The following is a 21,825-nucleotide window of genomic DNA, read 5'->3' as shown; positions in this document are numbered from 1 at the left end:
CCTCCGGGCCGCCGGAGCGGGTGAGCTGTCGCGCGATCGTGGGGGCCGTCGACACGGAGCGGTCCCGGCTGACACGATCGTCCCGGAGCCCACCCCCGTGCCGCCGGCAGCGACCCCGAGTACCGGCGGCGCGAGCCGGTCCTCCCCGACGAGGTGGACCGACGAGGTGGACATGGCTGGCCCGCTGCTCGAGACCAAGTTCCACGTCCCCGCGGGACGACGCGGCCTCCTGCCCCGTCCGAGGCTGAGCGAACGCCTGAGTCGTGGAGCCGAGTCGGCGCTGACGCTGGTGTCGGCCCCGGCTGGGTTCGGGAAGACGACGCTGCTGGCGGAGTGGCTGTCCACCGTCCCGGCCGAGGGACGGTCGGTGGCGTGGCTCTCGGTCGACCGGCGCGACAGCGACCCGGCGCTGTTCTGGACGTACGTCGTGACCGCGCTGCAGGCCGCGGAGCCCGCGGTGGGGGCCGGCGCGCTGGCTCTCCTGCAGTCGGCGCAGTCGTCGACGGAAGCGGTCCTGTCCAGCCTGCTCAACGACCTCGCCGGCCTCGCGCACGACGTCGTCCTGGTGCTCGACGACTACCACCTCCTCGAGGCGCGCGACGTCCAGGACGGGATGGCGTTCCTGCTCGAGCACCTGCCCCCACGGGTCCACCTGGTGATCGCCACCAGGGCCGACCCCTCGCTCCCGCTGGCCCGGTTACGGGCCCGCGGGGACCTCGTCGAGGTGCGGGTCGCCGATCTGCGCTTCACCCGCGACGAGGTCGCGGCGTACCTGGAGCACGGGATGGGGCTGGAGCTGACGTCCGAGGACGTCGCCACGCTGGAGCAACGCACCGAGGGATGGATCGCGGCGCTCCAGCTGGCGGCTCTCTCCCTGCAGGGCCGGCACGACGCTGCCGGCTTCATCGAGGGCTTCGCCGGAGACGACCGCTACATCGTCGACTACCTGGCGGAGGAGGTCCTGCAGCGGCAGTCCGAGCAGGTCCGGACCTTCCTGCTGCGGACGTCCGTCCTGAGCCGACTCAGCGGCGGACTGTGCGAGGCCGTCACCGGCCAGGACGGCGGCAGGGCCACCCTCGAGGCCCTCGACCGGGCCAATCTCTTCCTCGTCCGGCTGGACGACCGCCGCCAGTGGTACCGCTACCACCACCTGTTCGCCGACGTGCTGCGTGCGCGCCTGGTGGACGAGGAACCCGAGCGCCTCCACGAGCTGCACCGCCGGGCGAGCGAGTGGTGGGAGCACAACAGCGAGCCCGCCGAGGCGGTCCAGCACGCGCTGGACGCCGAGGACTTCGAGCGGGCGGCTTCACTCGTCGAGCTCGCCCTCCCGGCCATGCGCCGAGCGCGACAGGAGGCCACGCTGCGGCGCTGGCTCGAGGCCCTGCCCGAGGAACTCCTCCGGTGCAGGCCGGTGCTCACCATCGGGTACGTCGGGTCCCTGATGGCCAGGGGTGAGCTCGAGGGCGTACAGCAGCGCCTGGACGCCGCGGAGCGGTGGCTGGACGCCGCCCGGGACGCCGGGGAACCGTCCGCCGACATGGTCGTCGTCGACCAGGCCGGCTACCGCGCGCTGCCGGGTTCGATCGCCGTGTACCGCGCCGGACGAGCCCTGGTCCTCGGCGACGTGGCCGCCACCATGACGCACGCCCGGCGGGCACTGGACCTCGCCGTCGAGGACGACCACCTCGCGCGAGGCGCGCCGGCGGCGCTCCTGGGACTGGCGTACTGGACCGGTGGTCACCTCGACACCGCACGCCGGTGGTACGCCGATGCCACGGCGAGTCTGGTGAAGGCCGGACACCACTCCGACGCGCTCGGGGGCGCCCTGGTGCTGGCCGACATCGCGATCGCACAGGGCCGTCTGCGAGCGGCCACGAGCGCTCTCGAGGAGGGACTGGAGCTCGCCGGGCGTGTCGATCCTCCGCTCAGGGGCGCGGCGGACATGCACGTGGGCCTGAGCGCGGTGCTGTACGAGAGGAACGACCTCGACGGCGCCCTCCGGCACCTCCTGGTCAGCCGGGAACTGGGCGAGCACGCCGGGCTGCCGCAGAACCGCTACCGCTGGCGGGTCGCGATGGCACGGATCCGCGCGGCCGAAGGCGATCGGGACGCGGCTGTCGGTCTGCTCGACGAGGCCGAGCGCCTGTACGTCGGGGACTTCTCCCCGGACGTCCGCCCGGTGGCGGCACTGCGGGCCCGCGTCCGGATCCGGCAGGGACGGTGGGCCGAAGCGCTCGGGTGGACCCGGGACCGAGGGCTCTCCTCCGACGACGAGCTCAGCTACCTGCACGAGTTCGAGCACCTCACCCTGGCTCGGGCGCTGGTGGGCAGGTACACGGACGAGCGGGACGAGCGCACGATCGACCAGGCGACCGGCCTCCTGGGGCGCCTCCTCGCAGCGGCGGACGACGGGTCGAGGACCGGCAGTCTCATCGACGGCCTGGCCGTCCAGGCACTGGCGTCGCAGGTCCGCGGCGACCTGCCCGCCGCGATCGCCTCGCTCCACCGCGCACTGGCGCTCGCCGAGCCCGAGGGCCACGTCCGGGTCTTCGTGGACGAGGGCCCACCCATGGCTGCCCTGCTGAGGGCGGCCCTGGAGCGGGGACCCGGTGGAGACCGTGTCCGGCGCCTGTTGGCCGCCTTCGACGGTGCCGACGGCCGTGTGCGCCTCCAGCGAGGCCTGGTCGACCCGCTGAGCACCCGCGAACTGGACGTCCTCCGGCTGCTCGCCACCGATCTGGCCGGGCCCGACATCGCCCGCGAGCTCGTGGTGTCGCTGAACACCGTGCGCACGCACACCAAGAACATCTACGCGAAGCTCGCCGTGAACAACCGGCGGGCAGCGGTGCGCCGAGCCGAGGAGCTCGACCTCACGTCCTCGGTCCGCGGCCGCGGGCACCGGGGCCGCGGCGTCCCCGAGCGCTAGGACCTCGCCCGGTCGCGCGCCGGGCCCGACCCCGTCGAGATCACCACGTCGCTCACCACACGTGGTGATCCGGGCTCACCACGTCCGCTCCTACGGTCGCTCGCATCAGCCGAGAGGGGCGCGAGCGACATGTCGACCGGCCAGGACCACGAGCCCGGGCTCTACGAGATCCGCGTCAGAGGACACCTCGAGTCCCGCTGGGCCGCCTGGTTCGACGGGATGACCCTGACGCACGGGAGCGACGGCACCACGGACATCCGGGGTCCGGTCGTCGACCAGACCGCGTTGCACGGCCTGCTGCACACGGTGCGGGACACGGGCCTGCCGCTGGTGTCGGTCACCCAGGTCGAGCGCCCTCGAGCCGCAGCCCCACCGAGCGAACCGCGATCCGCACGAGGAGAAGCCAGATGACGATGACCGACCGCACCCCGGCAACCGGGGGAGTGGCGATGGACCCGCTGCGGAGGACGGCGATGCTCGCGGGCGGGCTGTACCTGCTCACGTTCGCCTCCTCGATCCCTGCCCGGTTCTACTTCCTGGACCCCGTCCTGAGCGACCCCGGCTACGTCGTCGGCCCGGGCGCCGACACGCGCGTCCTTGTCGGCGGCCTGCTCGACGTGGTCAACGCCCTCGCCTGCATCGCCACCGCGGTCGTGCTGTTCCGGGTGGTGAAGCGGCAGAGCGAGACCCTGGCGCTCGGCTTCGTCACCTCCCGACTGCTGGAAGCCGCCATCATCTCCGTCGGCGTCGTGAGCCTCTTCGCGGTCGTGACCCTGCGACAGGACACGGCCCGAGCCGCCGGCGCGGACGAGGCCTCGCTGATCGCCGTCGGGTCGTCACTCGTCGCCGTCTACGAGTGGACGTTCGTCCTCGGCCCCAACGTCATGGCCGCCGTGAACGCGCTGTTGCTGGGCACCCTGCTGTACCGGTCCGGCCTGGTCGCACGTGCCATCCCGCTCACCGGGCTCGTCGCGGGCCCCCTCCTGCTGGCATCCGTGACCGGAGTGGTCTTCGGCACCCACGACCTCAGCTCCGGTGTCCACGTCATCGCCGCGCTCCCGATCGCTGCCTGGGAGTTGTCGCTCGGCGTCTACCTGGTGGTCCGGGGCTTCAGGCCCGCACCGATCACCGCCCACTGGACCGTCCCCACCCGCGGTGGCCTCGAGGGAGCAGCGCGATGAAGGCGATCGTCCAGGACCGGTTCGGCCCCCCGGACGTCCTGCAGTTCCTGGACGTCGACCGACCCCGCATCGGCCCCGACGACGTGCTGGTCCGCGTGCACGCCGCTGCGGTCAACCCGTACGACTGGCACGTGCTCCGCGGTGACCCGTACGTCGCGCGGCTGATGGGCGGAGTGGGCCTGACCAGGCCCAGGACACGGGTGGCCGGGGCCGACGGGGCCGGCGTCGTGGAGGCGGTCGGGGAGGGCGTCCGCGGCCTCCGGCCCGGCGACGAGGTGCTCGGCTGGTTCGAGGGTTCCTTCGCCGAGTACGCGCGAGCCACGGCGGACAGGGTGGTGCCCAAGCCGGCGCGCCTCACCTTCGAGCAGGCGGCCGCCGTCCCGATGGCGGGGGAGACCGCGCTGCGCGCCGTCCGCGACGTCGGCCGGGTCCGGGCCGGGCACCGGGTGCTGGTCAACGGGGCGGCGGGCGGCGTGGGCAGCTTCGCCGTCCAGATCGGGGCCGCCCTGGGCGCCGAGGTCACCGGGGTGTGCAGCACCCTCAACGTCGACCTGGTGCGGTCGCTCGGCGCGACGCACGTCGTCGACCACCGCACCGACGACTTCACCGATGCGGGGACGCGCTACGACGTCGTCCTGGACAACGTGGGCAACCAGCCGCTGCACCGGCTGCGTCGAGTGCTGACGCCGGTCGGGACGCTCGTCGCCAACGCCGGTGGCTCGCCCGGCCACCTGTTCGGTCCCATCGGGGCGATCCTGCGCGTCGTCGCCGTCAACGCCCTCGTCCGCCAGCGGCTCGTGCCGCTGCCGAGCACCTGGGAGAGGGACGACCTGCTCGCCGTCACGGAACTGATCGAGGCCGGGGAGGTCGCTCCGGTCATCGACCGGACCTTCCCGTTGGCCGACACCGCCGCTGCTCTGCGCCACGTCGAGGCCGGACACGCCCGCGGGAAGGTCGTGATCACCGTCGCGTGAGCCGTCCGCCCCTCCGCTCGACCCCAGCTACCGGCTCGGAGCCGCTCCGATGATCACGGTCACAGCACTCACCGAGCAGTACGGCGACCGCCTCGCCGTCGACGACATGAGCTTCGAGGTGGCCGCGGGCCGTGTCACGGGCTTCGTCGGTCCGGCGACGGAGACGCTCGCCCCGGCGACGGGACGGCAGCTCCGCTATGACGCGATCTCGAGCGAGGCGTTCACCGCCGGCATGTCCGCTGCCGGCCTGCCGGGGGCCCCGGTGGCGGTGCTGGACGAGGTGTTCGCCGAGCTCCGTGACGGCCGGGACGCCGGCCCGGCCGACGGTGTCCAACGGGCCCTGGGCCGGCCGCCCCGGGACTTCGTGGAGTTCGCGCGCACGACTGCGCGACCGGGGCTCGGAGTGACCTCCTGATCGGACCCGGCCCGGCCGGTCGGTGACGCGCCGGCCGGCTCGCCCCGCGTCGTCACCCGGTGGACGACGTCGATCCGGCTCGCACGACCCTGCCGGGTGTGGGATGACGCGATGACGCCCGAAGAGACCGTGCTGGCCTTCCACCGGGCCCTGGACCTGCGAGACGGCTCCGCCTTCGGTCTCGTCGCCGAGGACCTCGTCCAGCACGCCGCAGGGCCGCAGGGCCGCGAGGGCCTGCGAGACACGCTCGCGATGCTCGACCACGCCCTCGACTCCCCGACGGCGACGATCCACCGCGTGGTGGCCCAGGACGACCTCGTCGTCGTGCACCTCACGCTGCACGGGCGCCACGTGGCCTCCACGATGCCGCTGCTCGCCGGGCTGACCCCGACCGGGAACGACGTCGCGTGGGACTTCATCCACATCTGGCGGGTGGCGGACGGCGCGATCGTCGAGCACTGGGCCTGCCGCGACGACGTCGGACTCCTCGCGCAGGTCGGCGGCTGGCCGTCGTCCCGCTAGTCCGGGACCAGCGTGCCGCTCCGGTCGACGGCGATCAGTTCTCGCCGCGGCCCCGGTCTCCACCACGGGTACCGAGCGCTCCGGAGGAGGACGAGATGACCGCGACCTACACGTTCGACGTCTTCTCCAGCCTCGACGGCTACGGCGCCGCCAGCGCCGACTGGGCCGGCTACTGGGGCAAGCAGGGCCCCGAGCTGCTCGACCACCGTCTCGACCTGTTCGCCGGCGAGCAGCGGATGGTCTTCGGGGCCACCACGTTCCGGCAGTTCGTGCGGATGCTGTCCTCGAGCACCGAGGAGTCCGAGGTACGTGACCCGTGGGTCACCCGGATGACGCGCATGCCCGCGACGGTGGTGTCGACGACGCTGCACGAGCCGCTCGACTGGCCGGACGCGACCGTCGTGAGCGGCGACGCCGTCGACGTCGTCGCCCGGCTCAAGGAGGAGTCCGACGTTCCCCTGCGCTCGCACGGCAGCCTGTCGATGAACCGGGCGCTGATGGCCGCCGGCCTGGTCGACCGGGTCCAGGTGACGGTCTTCCCCGTCGTCACCGGCCGGACCGGCACGGACCCGGTCTTCGGCGGTGCGGCCGACTTCGACCTCGAGCTGCTCGAGAGCCGGACGCTCGACGGGCGCACCCTGGAGCTCGTCTACCGGCCCACCCTGCACTGACCCCCACGGATCCGGCTCGTCCGGGGCGATCAGGAGGAGTGGCGCCAGCGCCGGCCGTCGCGGGCGACCAGCGAGCCGGCCTCCGGCGGTCCCCACGTGGCTGCCTGGTACAGCGGGATGGGCCGTTCGTCGTCCGCCCAGTACCGCATCACCGGGTCGACGATGCGCCAGGACCGCCCGACCTCGTCGGCGCGGATGAACAGGGTGGGGTCGCCGATCAGGGCGTCGAGGATGACCCGCTCGTAGGCGTCGGGGGACTGCTCGTCGAAGCTCTCGTAGGAGAAGTCCATGGACGCCTTCTGCACGCGGAAGGCGTGCCCGGGCACCTTGGCGCCGAACCGCAGGCTCAGTCCCTCGTCGGGCTGCACGCGCACGATCAGGGCGTCGGGCTCCAGCCCCTGCTCCTGTCCGGGGAACAGCGGGAGCTGCGGAGGGCGGCGGAACTCCATGGCCACCTCGGTGAGCCGTGCGGGGAGCCGCTTGCCGGTGCGCACGTAGACCGGCACGCCGGTCCACCGCCAGTTCTGCACCTCCAGTCGCATCGCCACGAAGGTCTCGGTCGCGCTCAGGGGGTCGACCCCGGGCTCGTCGCGGTAGCCGGGCATCAGGTCCTCACGCGTGCCGCCACGGGTGTACTGCCCGCGCACGGCGTTCGCCGCGATCTCCGCCTCCTCGTCCAGCGGCTGGATCGCGCGCAACAGCTTCACCTTCTCGTCGCGGATCGCCTCGGGGTGGAAGGACGTGGGCGGCTCCATGAGGAAGAGGGAGAGGACCTGCAGGACGTGGTTCTGGACGATGTCCCGCATGGCGCCGGTGGTCTCGTAGAACCCACCCCGCTCGCCGACGCCGAGGGTCTCGGCCACGGTGATCTGCACGTTGTCGACCCAGGTGCGGTTCCAGATGGGCTCGAAGATCGAGTTGGCGAACCTCAGCGCGAGCAGGTTCTGCACGGTCTCCTTGGCCAGGTAGTGGTCGATCCGGAAGATCTGCTCCTCGGCGAACGCCGACGACAGTTCCGCGTAGAGCTCCCGGGCGCTGACCTCGTCCCAGCCGAACGGCTTCTCGACCACCGCGCGGACGAAGCCCTCGCCGGCGGGCACGGACAGTCCCGCCTTGCCGAGGCTGATCGCGATCGGCCCGAACAGGCGGGGCGGCGTGGCGAGGTAGTGGACGCGGTTGCCGGCGGTCCCGTGCCGGTGGTCGCACTCGGCCAGCACGTCGGCCAGGCGCTGGTAGGTGGCCGGGTCGTCGTAGTCGCCGTGGACGTAGCGGGCTGCCGCCGTGAGGTCCTTCCAGCGCGGGTGGCCCTCCCCGGACACGCTGCGACGGCAGAGGTCCCCGAACTCGGCGTCGGTCATGGGCGTGCGGGCGACGCCGACCAGCGCGACCTCGGCAGGCAGGGCCCCGTAGCCGGCCAGCCGCTCGAGTGCCGGCAGCAGCTTGCGGGCGGTGAGGTCACCGGAGGCGCCGAAGATCACCAGGACACACGGCGGGGAGCGGCGATCCGCATCGACGTTCATGCGCTGCGAGCATGCCCGGAGCGGACGGCCACCGACAGGCCCCCGACGCGGTGGCCCGAGCCGACGTCCGTCCGCGCGCATGCCGGGTTCGACGGGCGCTGCTCCGGCAGGTGCCACGGGTGAGGACCAGCTTGCCGGGCAGCTGCTGGTTTGGTACCTCGGCCGGCGCCGAGCGCGATGCCGCCCGGGCCCGAGCTCGGCAAGCGGCCCGGGGCGGAGCCGGCGCGCCCGGTCGCGACGGAGAGCGGACCGTGGCCCCCGCGTGGCGAGAGCGCGGTGGCTCCGTTCGACGTCTTGTCTCGCAGGCGAGGCGCGGGCACGCTGTCGGCCACCCCGACAGCAGCGGCGTCGGCCCGGGCGCCGCCCGGACCTCCGGAGCGCCCTGATGCTGTTCCACGTCAGCTTCCGCGTCGAGCACACCCGGCTCGACCGCGACGAGTTCTGGGACGAGTGGGAGCAGGAGACCGAGGCGGCGCTCGGCGCGCTCGAGACCGGGGTCATCAAGAGCCTCTACAAGGTCGCCGGACAACGCCGGGTCATCGGCATCGTGGAGGTCGAGTCGCACGATCAGCTCGACCAGATCGTCATGGGCGCCCTGCCGATGAGCCATCACCTGACCCTCGAGGAGGTCCTCCCGGTCCGGGAGTACACGGCCTTCGCCGAGGACGTGCGCAGGCGCTGGCAGCCCTGACCCCGGGACCCCCGGCCCGTCGGGTCCGGGCCTCCGCACCGACAGCTCCAGGCGACGACGCTGCTGGCGAAGGCGCGGGGGACGACCCCGCCGAAGCGACAGGTGACGCCAGGGGCGAACACCGAGGAGGTGCCGCCGCCGAGCAGCACCGGGTGCAGCCCGTCGCGACGTGCTCGGCCATCTCGTCCACGCGGTCGCTGGACTCGTCGACGCTGCGCTGGGGCCAGGCCCCGGCGGACCCCTGGTCGGTCAGGGGCCCACGACGAGCGCGCCGCTGGGTCCAGGACGAGCCCCCCGTCGTCGACGCGGCCGGAGGCGGACCGAGGCGCGTCGGCCGGTGTCCCAGCGGCGGTGTGCCCGCCTCAGGTGTGGCGGGAGAACACCCCCAGGGCGGTCCTCCAGGTCTGGTCGAGGTCGGCGCCCGGGGGAAAGCGGTGGGCGAGTTCCAGGTCGACCAGGCCGTGGGCCAGCGCCCACACGGCCCGGGCGAGGTGCTCGTCGCCGCCCGCGGCGGCCACGACCGGCGCGGCCGCGGCGGTCTCCACGCCCGGCTCCAACGCCTCGCGCCGCAGGGGACGCCGGGTGGCGAGCTCGTAGAGGCGCGGATGGGCCATCGCCCAGGCCCGGTACGCCGCGGCCAGCTCGAGCAGTCCGGTGCCGGCCGAGGCGAGCGCCTCGCCCATGGAGCGCAGCGCGCGCTCCTGCAGGCCGGCCTCGATGTCCTCCTTGCTGCGCACGTGCTTGTACAGCGACGGCGCCTGGATGCCCAGTTCGTCCGCCAGCCGGCGCATCGTCAGGCCCTCGGGCCCCTCGGCCTCGAGCACGGCCTCGGCGACGGCGAGGATCTCGTCGCGGCGGGTCACGGGCGCACGGACCCCGACCGGTCGCGCAGGCCGGAGCCACGCTGCAGGTCGCGGCCACCGCCGGCCCCCGGCGGGAGGTGGCGCGGGCGTACCCCGGCAGCCGTGGTCACCGCGTCGCGTCCACTCGCCCGTCCCGACCGGCGAGGCCCTCGGCCCGGTGCTTCAAGGCCTCGTTCATCGCCGCGAACCCGGCCTCCGTCCGGCGCAGCATGCTCGCTCCGAGGGGTACCAGGAGCCCCCGGAAGACCTCCCGCTGTGTCAGCTCGGTGCCCCCGTCCGTGCGTGGCGTCAGGGTGAACGAGTGGGTGCCGTCGAACAGGCCCGGCAGCCCCAGCCGGCCCAGCCAGGCCAGCTCCCGCGCCTCCTCGGCGGCGGTGACCGTGGGGCGGAAGGTCATCCCGCGGCTCCCGGGCGGGACGATGCGCACCTCCAGCCGCCGGCCCTCCCGCAGCTCGCCGGCCAGCACGGGCATGAACGGGTTCCAGGCTCCGTAGGCGGACGTGTCGGTCAGCACCTGCCACACCAGGGCGGGCGGCGCGTCGATGGTCGTGCTCACGCTGATCTCTCGCACGGTGCGCTCCAGGTGAGTCGTCGGCTAACGGCGTTAGCCATGATGGCTAACATCGTTAGCCGCGTCAAGACCGATGGAGGTGGCCGCCCGTCAGGTGTCCGCCAGCCACGACAGCAGACGGCCCCGCGACCAGCAGCGGCCGACCGCCTCCGCACTCGGAGCCGACCCGTCGAGGACCGCCAGGCCGACGATGCTGTGGCCGGAGGCGCGGCGGTCGCCGAGGGTCGGAACCGACGGCGCGACCCCCACCCCCTCGGCCGACACCCACGCCACCGTCCGGCCGTCCGCCGCCTCGACGAGGCGCTGCAGGAACCGCAGCCGGCTCCCGGGTGGGAACCGCGACAGCGCCCACGTCGTGGTGACGACGGGCAGGGCGTCCGCGGGCACCCGGTCGAGGGCGTCGGGCAGCAGGTCGACGGGGTCGCCCCGCAGCAGCAGCGGAGGGGCGGTCGCCACCAGCGCCATCTCCGCCTCGAGCCTCGCGAGCCGCTCCGGCCGGTCCGGCGCCAGGCAGGCGCGCAGCCACCGGGCGTCGTCCGGGTCGGTCACGTCGAGCGGATCGACGTCGACGCCGATCCGGGCGACGACCTCTGGCACCGCCCGTGTCGGGACCGGCCGGTCGCCCACGGTCGAGCACGACTGCTGCACGGGGGAGGACGGGTCGCCCAGCCGTCGCCCGTCGCCGTAGGTGATGCCCACGCGGTCGACGGTGAGGTTGAGCCCGGCCGAGCGGCCTACGTCGACCAGCCCGACCGCGTCCGCGCCTGCCCGTCGCGCCGCCTCGGCGACGGCCGGGTACAGCACGGCGCAGCGGCCGGTCTCGTCGGGGTGCGTCCGCCGGTGCACGGCGATCGCCACGACCGCGTCGGTCATCCGGACGAGTGCGTCGACCGCCGCGTCGGCGGCAGCCTCGCCGTCCCCCGCGGCGTAGGCCGCGGCGAGCGCCGGGGCGCGTCCGGCGAGGGCGAGGTCGTGCAGCGCGGCGAGGACCACGGTGGGGTGCCGCTTGCGCGCCGGTACCGCCTCGAGGGCGCGCAGGGCCTCGCCGGACCCGCTCAGGGCGACGGCGACGCGCTCGTACAGCGGCGAGGTCCCTGCGGCGTCGACCTCGCCGAAACGCCGGTACACCTCGGCGAGCGTGCGGGTCCTGCCTCCGGTCACGGCGCCTCCTGCTGTCGGTCCGGGCTCCCCGACGATGCCAACCGGGGCGGCTCACCCCTGCGGGACGGCCCGGAGCCCGAGCAGGTCCCGCGGGACCACCGGCATCCAGATCCCCGGGGCCCGAGCGGCGGTGCTACCGCAGGGCGGGCGTCCGGTTGGCCAGCTCGAGGAGCACGTCGGCGTGACACGGCTCGTCGACGGGGCACCAGCACGCCAGGTCGCGGCCGGCGAGCAGCTGCCGGGCCTGCTCGGCGTGGGCGCTGTCGGCCCACCGGCGGTACCACTCGACGGCGGTGGCCCGGTCGGGGCAGCGGACGACGCGGACGCCGTCCTCGTGGTCGCCCGGCTCGCGGTGGGTGGGGAGGGGCCAGCCGGTCCCGTCCTCCCCGGCCGGCCACATGTACGTCTCGCCGACCCGGAACGGGTTGCCCCAGCGGGACGGGCGGGCGACGACGACGGTGCCCGGCGGCTTGCGCCACCCGCGGGCCCGGGAGAGCTGCACGCGCCTCGGGGTCCTCATGCACCGATGCTGCTCCCGGGGTGTGACAGGACCCGCCGGCGCCCCCGTCACACTGGGGGCGCTCGGCCGGCGTGCGCCGGCGACGACCGAGGAGGCCCCCATCCCGACCGACCAGATCCTGGCCGAGGCGACGCAGGTCGCCGACCTGCTGCTCGAGGTCCAGACCCGGGTGAACGCGCAGATCGACGCCGCGCTGTCGGACCTGCTGCCCGGTGTCCGGCAGCAGCTCGGCGTCGCGCCGGACGGCGACGTCGACCTGTCCGGCCTGGTCAACGCCCGGATCACCGGCCTGAGCGTCGTCGTCACCCCGGCGGCGGTCGCGACGGTGGTGCCGCTGTCGGCGGAGTCGGCTGCCACGACCGGAGCCGCCCGCCGCGCCGTCACGCGCATCCTCACCGGCGACGACGACCGCCTCGCCGTCATCGCCGGCCCCTGCTCGATCCACGACCCGGCCGCCGCTATCGAGTACGCCGCCTTCCTCGCCCGCATGCGGGAGCGGCACGGTGCCGACCTCGAGATCCTCATGCGGACCTACACCGAGAAGCCGCGGACCGAGGTCGACTGGAAGGGGTTCGCCTACGACCCCTTCCTCGACGGGTCCAGCCGGATCAGCGTCGGGCTCGTGGCCACCCGCATCCTCATGGCCCGCATCACCGACCTGGGCGTGCCGGTGGCGGCCGAGCCGCTCAACGCGCTCACGCCGCAGTACGTCAACGGCCTGGTCACCTACAACGGCGTCGGCGCGCGCAACGTCACCGACCAGACGGCGCGGGAGCGGGTGTCGGGCTTCTCGTCCGTGGTCGGCTTCAAGAACTCGCCCGAGGGCAGCATCGACGCCGCGATCTCGGCCGTGCTGACCGCGCGGGCGCCGCACGAGTTCCTCGGCGTCGACGCCCACGGGGTGTCCGCCCAGCTGTCGACCACCGGCAACGACACCGGCCACGTCATCCTCCGCGGCGCCAAGGACGGCCCCAACCACTCCGCCGCGCACGTGGCGGAGACGAAGCGCAAGCTCGCGGTGCGCGGGCTGCCCGAGGTGGTCGTCGTCGACGCCTCGCACGGCAACAGCCTCAAGGACCACCGCCGCCAGCCCGGCGTCGTCCGGGACCTCGCCGGGCAGGTCGCCGGCGGGGAGCAGGCCATCCGCGGGGTGATGATCGAGAGCAACCTCGTCGCGGGCCGGCAGGACCTCGACCAGCGGCACCCCGAGCGGCTGGAGTACGGCCTGAGCGTCACCGACTCCTGCGTCGACCCGGCCACCACCGAGGAGATGCTGGCCGAACTGGCCGGGGCGGTGCGCGCCCGCCGCGGATAGGCCCTTGACGCCACGGATCGGACCGCTGTTCGCTCCGGGACGTGGGTCGCACCCCGGGCGCGACCGCGGCCGGCACGCACGAGCGGCTGCCGCGGGCGGCCCGCAGGAGGGGTGCGCCCGGGGAACGGAGAGCCGCCCGTGAGGATCTCGATCGACCCGTCGCTGTGCCAGGGGCACGGCCGCTGCTACGACCTCGCGCCGGACCTCTTCGGCGCCGACGACGAGGGCTACGCCACCCTCCTCGTCCCGGACGGCCGGGTCCCGGCCGACCTGGAGGACGGCGCGCGGCTCGCCGCCGCCAACTGCCCCGAGTCAGCCGTGCTCGTGCTCCGGGACGCCGTGACCGAGGAGGTGACGCGGTGAGCGTCGACGACCGTTTCACCTCCGACGCGAGCACGCTGCGGTCGGACCCGGCCCTGGGCACGTTCAGCGAGATCGTCAGCGGCCCGGTCCGCGACTGGGCCACCGACTTCTCGCACACCGGCGAGGAGTGGGCCCGGGGCGCGATCGGCATCTGGGACGACCTGCGGCAGCGCTGCCCGATCGCGCACACCGAGCGCTTCGGCGGGGCGTGGCTGCCCACCCGCTACGAGGACGTCGCCGCGGTCGCCTACGACACCGAGCACTTCTCCTCCCGCGGGATCATCGCGGGCAACTTCCGGCCTCCGCGTGCCCTGGCGCCGGTCGGCGGCACCCCGCCGATCTCCTCGGACCCGCCGTTCCACCACGACGCCCGCAAGCTGCTCCTGCCGGCGTTCACCAAGAACGCGGTCGGCCGGCAGGAGGAGAGCACGCGTGCGTTCTGCGCCTCCCTGGTCGACGGCCTCGCCGGTCGGGACGTCGTCGATGCCGCCGCCGACTACGCCCAGCACATCCCGGTGCGGGTGATCGCCGACATGCTCGGCTTCCCGCCCGAGGACGGGCCGCGGTTCCGGCGGTTCGTCGAGAACGCGCTCGAGGGCATCGACCTGCCGCCCGAGGAGCGCCTCGCGCGCAGCAGCCGCCTGTTCGAGTACCTGCTCGTCCAGATCCGCGACCACCTCGAGCACCCGCGCGAGGACCTGACCAGCTACCTGCTCGAGGCCGAGCTCCACGGCCGCAAGCTGGAGCCCGCGCACGTCGCCGGCACGATGGCGCTGCTGCTGATCGCCGGCATCGACACCACGTGGAGCGCCATCGGCGCCTCGCTGTGGCACCTCGCCGGCCACCCGGAGGACCGGCGCCGGCTGGTCGCCGAGCCCGGGCTCCGGCCGAGGGCGGTCGAGGAGTTCCTGCGCGCCTACGCCCCGGTGACCATGGCGCGGCTGGTGAAGGACGACGTCACCTGGCGCGGCGTGGAGATGAAGGCCGAGGACTGGGTGCTGCTGTCCTTCCCGGCGGCCAACCGGGACCCCGCGCAGTTCGAGCGGGCCGGCGAGGTGCTCATCGACCGGCAGGTGAACCGGCACGCCGCCTTCGGCCTGGGCATCCACCGCTGCGTCGGGTCGCACCTGGCGCGCATGGAGCTGCGGGTGGCGCTCGACGTCTGGCTCGACCGGGTGCCGGAGTTCTCCCTCGCCGACCCCGCGGCGGTGCGGTGGTCGACCGGCCAGATCCGCGGCCCCCGCGCGCTCCCGCTGCGCATCGGCTGAGGCGACGGGTCCCGTCCGGCGCGCCCGTCGTCGCTCAGCGGGACAGCAGTGACCGCAGCACCTCGACGACGACGTCGGGGCGCTCCTCGGCCATGGAGTGACCGGCGTCGACGGTGCGGTGGTCGAGGTCGGCGGCCCACGCCCCCCACAGCGCGGCGGCGTCGAAGCCGAGCGCGGCACCCCAGTCCTGCTGCAGCACGGTGACCGGCATGGGCAGCCGCCGGCCGGCCGCGCGGTCGGCGGCGTCGTGCTCGAGGTCGACGCCGGCACCGGCCCGGTAGTCGGCGACGATCGAGGGCACCCGCTCGCGGGAGGCCCGCAGGTACCCGGCGCGCACCTGGGCGGGGAACCGCCCCTCGCGGCCCCAGGCGTCGAGGAACGACCCGAAGAACTCGTCGGCGGTGGCCGCGACCATCGCCTCGGGCAGACCCGGCGGCTGGGCCATGAGGGACAGGTGCCAGGCCACCGCCGCCCGCACCCCGTGCAGATGTCCCAGGAGTCGAGGGTGGGCAGCACGTCCAGGGAGCACAGGTGGGTGACGACGTCGGGGGAGTACAGGCCGGCGCGGATCGCCACCAGGGCACCGCGGTCGTGGCCGGCCAGCGCGAACCGGTCGTGGCCGAGCGCCTGTGCCGCAGCGACGACGTCGGCGGCCATCGTGCGCTTGGGTAGGTGTCCGGGCCGGTCACGGCGGGGGCGTTGCTGGCGCCGTAGCCGCGCAGGTCGGGGCAGACGACGGTGTGGTCGGTGGCGAGCTGCGGCGCCACGTGCCGCCACATCAGCGACGTCTGCGGGAAGCCGTGCAGCAGGACGAGGGCGGGGCCGCTGCCGCCCACCGCGGCGGACAGCTGCACGCCGTCGACGCCGGGGAGCCGGACGCGGTCGAAGCCGGGGATGTCGGGGGTCATGCCGACCACCCTCGGCGCGGCCGATGAGCGCTCGATGAGCGTCTCGTTCGGGGTGCTCGGACCGGTGACGGCCTGGGACGCCGACGGGCGGCCGCTGCCACTGGGCGGCCCGCGGCACCGCGAGCTCCTGGCCCGGCTGCTCGTGGCCCGCGGCCGCGTCGTCCCGGTGCCGGTCCTGGTCGACGACCTGTGGGACGTCCCGGGCGGCGGCGCCGTCGCCGCCGTGCGGACCTTCGTCGCCGCGCTTCGCCGGGCACTCGAGCCGGACCGGCCGCCCCGGACCCCCGCCCGGCTGCTGGTCACCGAGGGGCCCGGCTACGCGCTGCGGCCCGGTGCGGACGCCGTGGACGCCTGGCGGGTGGAACACACGCTGGCGGTCCCCGCGGATCTGCCCGCGCTGGAGGAGGTGCTGGCCACCTGGCGCGGGCCGGCGCTGGCCGACGTCGGCGACCGGCCGTGGGCGGCGCCGGACCGGGCACGTTGGGCGGAGCTGCACGACACCGCGGTAGAGCAGGCGGCAGCGGCGCTGCTCGACCTCGACCGCCCCCGGGGACGCCGTCCCGCGGCTGGACGCGCACGTCACCGGGCACCCGTGGCGCGAGGAGGGCTGGCGGCTGCTCGCGCTGGCGCTCTACCGCAGCGGGCGGGCGCCGGACGCCCTGGCGGTGCTGCGGCGGGCGCGTGCCCGGCGGGCCGGAGACTGGGGCTGGACCCGGGGGAGCGGCTGGTCGAGCTGGAGGGGCAGGTGCTCCGCCGCGACCCGGCGCTCGACCGGCGCCGGCCCGCGGGTGCCGAGGCGGTGTGGGCGCGGGCGGCGGGGAGCTGGGAGCGCTCGGTCGGGACGCGGGCCCGGCTGGAGTCGTCGGTGACGCTGCTGGGGCGCACTGGCCGTCAGCGGCGCGGCCGGGCTCACCGCCGCCCGCGAGCAGCGCCTGGCCACGGTCGCCGCAGCCGAGGAGCTCGGCGACCCGCTGCTCACCGCCCGCGTCGTCGGCAGCTTCGACGTCACGTCGGTGTGGACCCGCTCCGACGACCCGGCGGGCTCCGCCGCGCTGGTGGCCGCGGCCGGACGGGCGCTCGATCGGCTCCCGCCGGACGCGCCCGTCCCGCTGCGCGCCCGGCTGCTCACCACCGTGGCGGTCGAGTCGCGCGGGCTGCCCGGCCTCCGCGGGCCGGCCGCGGCGCGGGCGGCCGAGGAGCTCGCCCGCGCGAGCGGCGACCCGGCCCTGCTCGCCTCCGCGCTCGGCGCCGTCTACCTGCACACCTGCGGCCGCACCGGGCTCGCCGCGGAACGCGACGCGATCGGCGCCGAGCTGGTGGAGCTGGCCGGCCGGGCGGGCCTGGACACGCACCTGGTGCTCGGGCACCTCGTTCGGCTGCAGGCCCGCAGCGCGCTGGGCGACCTCGCCGGCGCCGCCGGGCACGCCGACGTCCTCGACCGGCTCGCCGTCCGGTCCGAGCGGCCGCTGGCCACGGTGTTCACCACCGGCTGGCGGGCGCTGCGCCGCGTGCTGGAGGGCGCCCCCGACGCGGAGGACGTGCTGACCACGGCGCTGCGGCCCCTCGGCGACGCCGGCATGCCCGGCGTCGCCGAGGGCCCGCTGCCGCTGGCGCTCACCTGCCTGCGCGTGGAGCGCGGCCGGCCGGCCGGCCCGGTCGGCGACCCCGGCCCGTACGCCCCGTGGGTGCGTCCGCACCTGCTGCTCGTGCAGGACCGGGCCGCCGCGGCCGCCGCCCTGCGGGACCTGCCCGACCCGCCGCCCGGGCTGCTGCTGGAGGCGCTGTAGGTGCTGGCCGGCCGCGCCGCGCTGGCGGTGGGGGACCGGGAGCTGGTGCGCCGGGCGGCTGACGCCCTGCGGCCGGCCGCGGAGGAGGTCGCGGGCGCCGGCAGCGGCCTGCTCACCGCGGGCCCGGTGGCGGCGACCCTCGCCCTGCTGCGGGACTGAGCGTCAGACCTCGACGGCGGTGCCGCAGACGCCGCAGACCTCCAGCCGGTGCCGTCCCCACCGCGCGACCGGGACGAAGAACACCGTGAACTGGCGATACTGCCGCACCCGCGACCACCGGGTGGTGTTGCCGCACCGCGGGCAGGTGCGGACCTCCCCGGGGCCCAGGTCCTGCACCTTGGTGCCGAAGCCGAAGAGGAAGAACACCAGGCGAGCGTAGGCGCCGCATCCGGTTCGGGCCGGGCGTGGCAGGCTCGGGCCGTGGTCCGGGTGGGTCTGGTGCTGGGTGGGGGCGGCGTCGTCGGGCAGGCGTACCACGCCGGCGTCCTGGCGGTGCTGCAGCACGACACCGGCTTCGACGCCCGGTCCGCCGACGTCGTCGTCGGCACGTCGGCCGGGTCGATCACCGGCACCCTGCTGCGGGCCGGCGTCTCCCCGGAGGACCTGGCGGCCTGGACGGTCAAGGCGCCGCTGTCCGGCGAGGACGACGTGCTGCGGACCATGGCCGCCACCGACGTCCCCGAGCTCGCGCCGTTCAACCCGCTGTCGGTGTTCCGCCGGCCGATGCGGCTGCCCGGCCCGCCGCTGGTCGCCCGCGCGCTGGCCCGGCCGTGGCGGTTCCGCCCGCTGGCCGCCGGCATGACGCTGCTGGCCCCCGGCCGGCACGACATCGTGTCCCAGCTCGGCGCCCTCCGCGAGGTCGAGGGACCCACCTGGCCCGAGCGCGACCTGTGGATCACCGCCGTGCGCCGCCGCGACGGGCGCCGCGTCGTCTTCGGCCGCCCCGGCGCGCCGCCGGCCCCGGTCCACCTCGCCGTCGCCGCCTCGTGCGCGGTGCCGGGGTACTTCGCGCCGGTCCGCATCGGGAAGCACTCCTACGTGGACGGCGGCGTGCACTCGGCCACGAACGCCGCCGTGCTGCGCAGCGCGGGCGTCGGCCTCGCCGTCGTCGTCGCGCCGATGAGCGGGTCGCCGGGCTGGCGCCAGGACCTCACCGCGGCCATGCGCCGCTTCGCGCAGCGGCACCTGGACCGGGAGGTCCGCGCGCTGCGGGCGGCCGGGATCCGGACCGTCACCTTCACCCCCGGCGCCGCCGAGCAGCAGGTCATGGGCGCGGACATGATGTCGCGCGACCGCGTCGAGGAGGTCCTGCAGCAGTCGTTCCTGCAGGCCGGTGTCCACGCCGCGACCCCCGAGGTGGCCGCCGTGCTGCGGGAGGCGGCCGACCGCGGCCAGGTGTGACCGGCGTCCACCGACTAGGTTCGGTCCCTGACAACGTCGCCGGTGGCCAGGGGGTCGAGCGTGGGCAGGTCGGTGCTGGTGACCGGCGGCAACCGGGGGATCGGGCTGGCCATCGCCCGCTCCTTCGTCGAGCAGGGTGACTCGGTGGCCGTCACCCACCGTGGCAGCGGCGCCCCCGAGGGGTTGTTCGGCGTGCAGTGCGACGTCACCGACGCCGCGGCCGTCGACCGCGCGTTCACCGAGGTCGAGGAGCACCAGGGCCCGGTCGAGGTGCTGGTGAGCAACGCCGGCATCACCCGCGACGGGCTGCTCATGCGGATGAAGGAGGACGACTTCACCGACGTCCTCGACGCCAACCTCACCGCCGCCTACCGGGTGTCCAAGCGCGCCGCCGCGAAGATGGTCCGCGCGCGGACGGGCCGCATCGTCTTCGTCAGCTCGGTCGTCGGGCTGCTCGGCTCGGCCGGCCAGACCAACTACGCGGCCAGCAAGGCCGGCCTGGTCGGGCTCGCCCGCTCGATCGCCCGCGAACTCGGCAGCCGCAACGTCACCGCGAACGTCGTCGCGCCGGGGTTCGTGCGCACCGACATGACCGCGGAGCTGCCGGAGAAGCGGCAGCAGGAGATCCTCGGGCAGGTGCCGCTGGGCCGGTACGCCGAGGCAGACGAGATCGCCGCCGTCGTCCGCTTCCTGGCGAGCGACGCGGCCGGCTACGTCACCGGGGCGGTCGTCCCGGTCGACGGCGGACTGGGGATGGGGCACTGATGGGCATTCTCGAGGGCAAGAAGATCCTCGTCACCGGCGTGCTGACCGAGGCGTCGATCGCCTACGCCACCGCGCGGATCGCCCAGGAGCAGGGCGCCACGGTGGTCCTGTCCAACTTCGGCCGCGCGCTGTCGCTGTGCCAGCGGATCGCCAAGCGGCTGCCGCAGGAGGCGCCGGTCGTCGAGCTCGACGTGACGAACGCCGAGCACCTGGCCACCCTGGCCGACCGGCTGCGCGAGCACGTGGGCGACTCGATCGACGGCGTCGTCCACTCGATCGGCTTCGCCCCGCAGGAGGCGATGGGGGAGGGCTTCCCCGAGGTCGCCTGGGAGCACGCCGCCACGGCGTTCCAGGTGTCGTCCTGGTCCTACGCCTCGCTCGTGCAGGCCTGCCGGCCGCTGCTGGCCAACCCGTCCTCGGTCGTCGGGCTCACCTTCGACGCCACCGTGGCCTGGCCGGTCTACGGCTGGATGGGCGCGGCGAAGGCGGCGCTGGAGTCGGTCAGCCGCTACGTGGCCCGCGAGCTCGGGCCGCAGGGCGTGCGGTCCAACATCGTCGCCGCCGGCCCGCTGCGCAGCATGGCGATGAAGTCCATCCCGGGCAGCGCCCAGTTCGAGGAGGCTTGGGAGGGCCGCGCTCCGCTGGGCTGGTCGGTCACCGACACCGAGCCCGCCGGCAAGGCCGTCGTCGCGCTGCTGTCGGACTGGTTCCCCGCCACCACCGGGGAGATCGTCCACGTCGACGGGGGCTTCCACGCCGTCGGTGTGTAGAGCCGCCGGCGTGTGACCACCGCCACCCGCCGATCCGCATCCGCGCCTCCCGGCGCACAGGAAGAGAGCACGTGCCCCGCGCCACCGTCGACCTGAACCCCGGCCAGCGACCCGACGAGGACCCGTCGCTGGCCGTCCGCAACAACGGGGGGATGCCGCCGGCGGCGGCCCCCGCCCCGGCCGGCCGCCGCGAGGCGCTGTTGGTCCTCTCCTTCGGCGGCCCGCGAGGGCACGACGACGTCATGCCGTTCCTCGAGAACGTCACGCGCGGCCGCGGCGTCCCGCGCGAGCGGCTGCTCGACGTCGCCGAGCACTACCACCACTTCGGCGGCGTCAGCCCGATCAACGCGCAGAACCAGGCCCTGGTCGCCGCGATCGAGGCCGACCTCGCCGCAGCCGGCGTCGACCTGCCGGTCTACTGGGGCAACCGCAACTGGGACCCCTACGTCGAGGACGTCTGGCAGCAGATGACCGACGACGGCATCGAGCACGCCTACGTCCTGGCCACCTCCGCCTACGCCTCCTACTCCGGCTGCCGGCAGTACCACGAGGACGTCGCGCGGGCCCGGATCGCCACCGGCGGGGGCCCGACGGCGGAGAAGCTGCCGCACTACTTCGACACCCCCGGCTTCGTGCGGGCCAACGCCGACGCCCTGGCCGCCGCGCTCGCCCAGCTGCCCGAGGAGCACCGCGCCACCGCCCGCCTGGTGGCCACGGCGCACTCGATCCCCGACGCGATGGCCGCCGTCGCCGGGCCCGAGGGGCACGCCTACGAGAACGAGCTGACGGCCGCCGCGCGGGCCGTCGTCGACGCGGTCGACCCGGGGCGGGAGTTCGACCTGGTCTGGCAGAGCCGCAGCGGCCCGCCGTCGGTGCCGTGGCTGGAGCCCGACGTCAACGACCACCTGCGCGCCCTGCACGAGAACGGCGAGACGGCGGTCGTGGTGTTCCCCGTCGGCTTCGTCAGCGACCACCTCGAGGTGATCTGGGACCTCGACAACGAGGCCGAGGAGACCGCGGGGGAGCTCGGGCTGGTGTTCGTCCGCGCCGGGACGGCGGGCACCCACCCGGCGTTCGTGGCGATGGTCCGCGAGCTGCTGCAGGAGCGGCGCTCGGGCGCCGAGCCGCGCCTGGGCACCAACTGCCCGGCGGCCTGTTGCTTCGTCCAGCGCCCGGCATCCCGCCCGGCCGTTGACGGGGCCGCCGCGCGGGAGTAGACCGTCGGGCCATCGG

General features: G+C 75.0%; 25 protein-coding genes and 3 pseudogenes. 20 read left to right on the top strand and 8 right to left on the bottom strand.

Going from position 1 to position 21,825, the window contains the following annotated elements:
* Positions 1–172: 172 nt before the first annotated feature.
* The 7 genes from BM414_RS06785 to BM414_RS06755 all read left to right on the top strand — a co-directional run bounded on the left by BM414_RS06785 (position 173) and on the right by BM414_RS06755 (position 6,689).
* Complete coding sequence (locus tag BM414_RS06785) at positions 173–2,926, top strand: winged helix-turn-helix domain-containing protein (RefSeq protein ID WP_093578775.1); 2,754 nt, start codon at positions 173–175, stop codon at positions 2,924–2,926.
* Positions 2,927–3,055: 129 nt separating this feature from the next.
* On the top strand, positions 3,056–3,337 hold the full coding sequence (locus BM414_RS06780; RefSeq protein WP_093578654.1) for a hypothetical protein: 282 nt from the start codon (positions 3,056–3,058) through the stop codon (positions 3,335–3,337).
* On the top strand, positions 3,334–4,107 hold the full coding sequence (locus tag BM414_RS06775) for a DUF4386 domain-containing protein (protein WP_245784537.1): 774 nt from the start codon (positions 3,334–3,336) through the stop codon (positions 4,105–4,107). Before BM414_RS06780 ends, BM414_RS06775 begins: the two co-directional genes overlap by 4 nt.
* Positions 4,104–5,081 (top strand): NAD(P)-dependent alcohol dehydrogenase, encoded by a 978-nt coding sequence (locus BM414_RS06770; protein WP_093578653.1) that lies wholly within the window; start codon positions 4,104–4,106, stop codon positions 5,079–5,081. The genes BM414_RS06775 and BM414_RS06770 overlap by 4 nt, the downstream gene beginning before the upstream one ends.
* 49 nt (positions 5,082–5,130) lie before the next feature.
* Positions 5,131–5,496 carry a Rossmann-fold NAD(P)-binding domain-containing protein gene (locus BM414_RS30655; protein WP_093578652.1) on the top strand — a complete coding sequence of 122 codons (366 nt, stop codon included), beginning with the start codon at positions 5,131–5,133 and terminating at the stop codon, positions 5,494–5,496.
* 111 nt (positions 5,497–5,607) lie between these two features.
* On the top strand, positions 5,608–6,018 hold the full coding sequence (locus BM414_RS06760) for an ester cyclase (protein WP_093578651.1): 411 nt from the start codon (positions 5,608–5,610) through the stop codon (positions 6,016–6,018).
* Positions 6,019–6,113: 95 nt separating this feature from the next.
* The gene (locus BM414_RS06755) at positions 6,114–6,689 is read left to right on the top strand and encodes a dihydrofolate reductase family protein (protein ID WP_093578650.1); all 576 of its coding nucleotides are present in this window, start codon (positions 6,114–6,116) and stop codon (positions 6,687–6,689) included.
* Between the two features lie 29 nt (positions 6,690–6,718).
* On the opposite strand, the gene zwf is transcribed toward BM414_RS06755, so the two are convergent.
* Positions 6,719–8,209 (bottom strand): glucose-6-phosphate dehydrogenase, encoded by a 1,491-nt coding sequence (gene zwf / locus BM414_RS06750; RefSeq protein WP_093578649.1) that lies wholly within the window; start codon positions 8,207–8,209, stop codon positions 6,719–6,721.
* 385 nt (positions 8,210–8,594) lie between these two features.
* Between zwf and BM414_RS06745 the strand changes: the two genes are divergently transcribed.
* The gene (locus BM414_RS06745) at positions 8,595–8,900 is read left to right on the top strand and encodes a muconolactone Delta-isomerase family protein (protein WP_093578648.1); all 306 of its coding nucleotides are present in this window, start codon (positions 8,595–8,597) and stop codon (positions 8,898–8,900) included.
* A 362-nt stretch (positions 8,901–9,262) separates the two neighbouring features.
* On the opposite strand, the gene BM414_RS06740 is transcribed toward BM414_RS06745, so the two are convergent.
* From BM414_RS06740 to BM414_RS06725, 4 genes are all read right to left on the bottom strand, one after another.
* Entirely contained in the window at positions 9,263–9,763 is a 501-nt protein-coding gene (locus BM414_RS06740; protein WP_093578647.1) for a TetR/AcrR family transcriptional regulator, read from the bottom strand.
* 106 nt (positions 9,764–9,869) lie between these two features.
* Positions 9,870–10,319 carry an SRPBCC domain-containing protein gene (locus BM414_RS06735; protein ID WP_245784536.1) on the bottom strand — a complete coding sequence of 150 codons (450 nt, stop codon included), beginning with the start codon at positions 10,317–10,319 and terminating at the stop codon, positions 9,870–9,872.
* Between the two features lie 105 nt (positions 10,320–10,424).
* The gene (locus tag BM414_RS06730) at positions 10,425–11,495 is read right to left on the bottom strand and encodes a DUF2332 domain-containing protein (protein ID WP_175551454.1); all 1,071 of its coding nucleotides are present in this window, start codon (positions 11,493–11,495) and stop codon (positions 10,425–10,427) included.
* A gap of 133 nt (positions 11,496–11,628) precedes the next feature.
* Complete coding sequence (locus BM414_RS06725; protein WP_093578644.1) at positions 11,629–12,015, bottom strand: DUF4326 domain-containing protein; 387 nt, start codon at positions 12,013–12,015, stop codon at positions 11,629–11,631.
* Between the two features lie 22 nt (positions 12,016–12,037).
* Here BM414_RS06725 and BM414_RS06720 point away from each other — a divergent pair, with 22 nt between their 5' ends.
* From BM414_RS06720 to BM414_RS06710, 3 genes are all read left to right on the top strand, one after another.
* Entirely contained in the window at positions 12,038–13,330 is a 1,293-nt protein-coding gene (locus BM414_RS06720; RefSeq protein WP_245784535.1) for a 3-deoxy-7-phosphoheptulonate synthase, read from the top strand.
* A 138-nt stretch (positions 13,331–13,468) separates the two neighbouring features.
* Positions 13,469–13,693 carry a ferredoxin gene (locus BM414_RS06715; protein WP_093578643.1) on the top strand — a complete coding sequence of 75 codons (225 nt, stop codon included), beginning with the start codon at positions 13,469–13,471 and terminating at the stop codon, positions 13,691–13,693.
* Positions 13,690–14,961, top strand: coding sequence for a cytochrome P450 (locus tag BM414_RS06710; RefSeq protein ID WP_093578642.1), 1,272 nt, complete (start codon positions 13,690–13,692; stop codon positions 14,959–14,961). The genes BM414_RS06715 and BM414_RS06710 overlap by 4 nt, the downstream gene beginning before the upstream one ends.
* A 34-nt stretch (positions 14,962–14,995) precedes the next feature.
* On the opposite strand, the gene BM414_RS30060 is transcribed toward BM414_RS06710, so the two are convergent.
* Positions 14,996–15,427: a hypothetical protein gene (locus tag BM414_RS30060; RefSeq protein ID WP_217644580.1), complete on the bottom strand. Its 432-nt coding sequence runs from the start codon at positions 15,425–15,427 to the stop codon at positions 14,996–14,998.
* Between the two features lie 65 nt (positions 15,428–15,492).
* Here BM414_RS30060 and BM414_RS30055 point away from each other — a divergent pair, with 65 nt between their 5' ends.
* Positions 15,493–15,633, top strand: a complete 141-nt coding sequence (locus BM414_RS30055) for a hypothetical protein (protein WP_217644579.1) — start codon at positions 15,493–15,495, stop codon at positions 15,631–15,633.
* Positions 15,634–15,662: 29 nt separating this feature from the next.
* On the opposite strand, the pseudogene BM414_RS31995 reads toward BM414_RS30055, so the two are convergent.
* Positions 15,663–15,869, bottom strand: a pseudogene (locus BM414_RS31995) (alpha/beta fold hydrolase); the annotation flags it as partial.
* On the opposite strand from BM414_RS31995, the pseudogene BM414_RS31745 reads away from it, so the two are divergent.
* The 4 genes and pseudogenes from BM414_RS31745 to BM414_RS30030 form a co-directional block, all read left to right on the top strand.
* Positions 15,856–16,404, top strand: a pseudogene (locus BM414_RS31745) (AfsR/SARP family transcriptional regulator); the annotation flags it as partial. The pseudogenes BM414_RS31995 and BM414_RS31745 overlap by 14 nt on opposite strands.
* Positions 16,405–16,432: 28 nt before the next feature.
* Positions 16,433–16,738 (top strand): annotated as a pseudogene (locus tag BM414_RS31740) (BTAD domain-containing putative transcriptional regulator); the annotation flags it as partial.
* Between the two features lie 144 nt (positions 16,739–16,882).
* Positions 16,883–17,656 carry a hypothetical protein gene (locus tag BM414_RS30035; RefSeq protein ID WP_217644578.1) on the top strand — a complete coding sequence of 258 codons (774 nt, stop codon included), beginning with the start codon at positions 16,883–16,885 and terminating at the stop codon, positions 17,654–17,656.
* Positions 17,657–17,815, top strand: a complete 159-nt coding sequence (locus tag BM414_RS30030) for a hypothetical protein (protein ID WP_217644577.1) — start codon at positions 17,657–17,659, stop codon at positions 17,813–17,815.
* 3 nt (positions 17,816–17,818) lie between these two features.
* Here the strand turns inward: BM414_RS30030 and BM414_RS06695 are convergent, their stop codons facing one another.
* Positions 17,819–18,022, bottom strand: coding sequence for a zinc-ribbon domain-containing protein (locus BM414_RS06695; RefSeq protein ID WP_093578641.1), 204 nt, complete (start codon positions 18,020–18,022; stop codon positions 17,819–17,821).
* 54 nt (positions 18,023–18,076) lie between these two features.
* Between BM414_RS06695 and BM414_RS06690 the strand changes: the two genes are divergently transcribed.
* From BM414_RS06690 to BM414_RS06675, 4 genes are all read left to right on the top strand, one after another.
* Entirely contained in the window at positions 18,077–19,057 is a 981-nt protein-coding gene (locus BM414_RS06690) for a patatin-like phospholipase family protein (RefSeq protein WP_093578640.1), read from the top strand.
* A 60-nt stretch (positions 19,058–19,117) separates the two neighbouring features.
* The gene (gene fabG / locus BM414_RS06685) at positions 19,118–19,822 is read left to right on the top strand and encodes a 3-oxoacyl-[acyl-carrier-protein] reductase (RefSeq protein WP_093578639.1); all 705 of its coding nucleotides are present in this window, start codon (positions 19,118–19,120) and stop codon (positions 19,820–19,822) included.
* On the top strand, positions 19,822–20,592 hold the full coding sequence (gene fabI, locus BM414_RS06680; protein ID WP_093578638.1) for an enoyl-ACP reductase FabI: 771 nt from the start codon (positions 19,822–19,824) through the stop codon (positions 20,590–20,592). The genes fabG and fabI overlap by 1 nt, the downstream gene beginning before the upstream one ends.
* Positions 20,593–20,663: 71 nt before the next feature.
* The gene (locus BM414_RS06675) at positions 20,664–21,809 is read left to right on the top strand and encodes a ferrochelatase (protein WP_217644576.1); all 1,146 of its coding nucleotides are present in this window, start codon (positions 20,664–20,666) and stop codon (positions 21,807–21,809) included.
* Positions 21,810–21,825 lie beyond the last annotated feature (16 nt).

The organism is Geodermatophilus amargosae (assembly GCF_900116515.1).
Lineage (GTDB): Bacteria > Actinomycetota > Actinomycetes > Mycobacteriales > Geodermatophilaceae > Geodermatophilus > Geodermatophilus amargosae.
The sequence above is the reverse complement of the archived record's forward strand: the minus strand, read 5'-3'. Positions and strand labels throughout refer to the sequence as shown.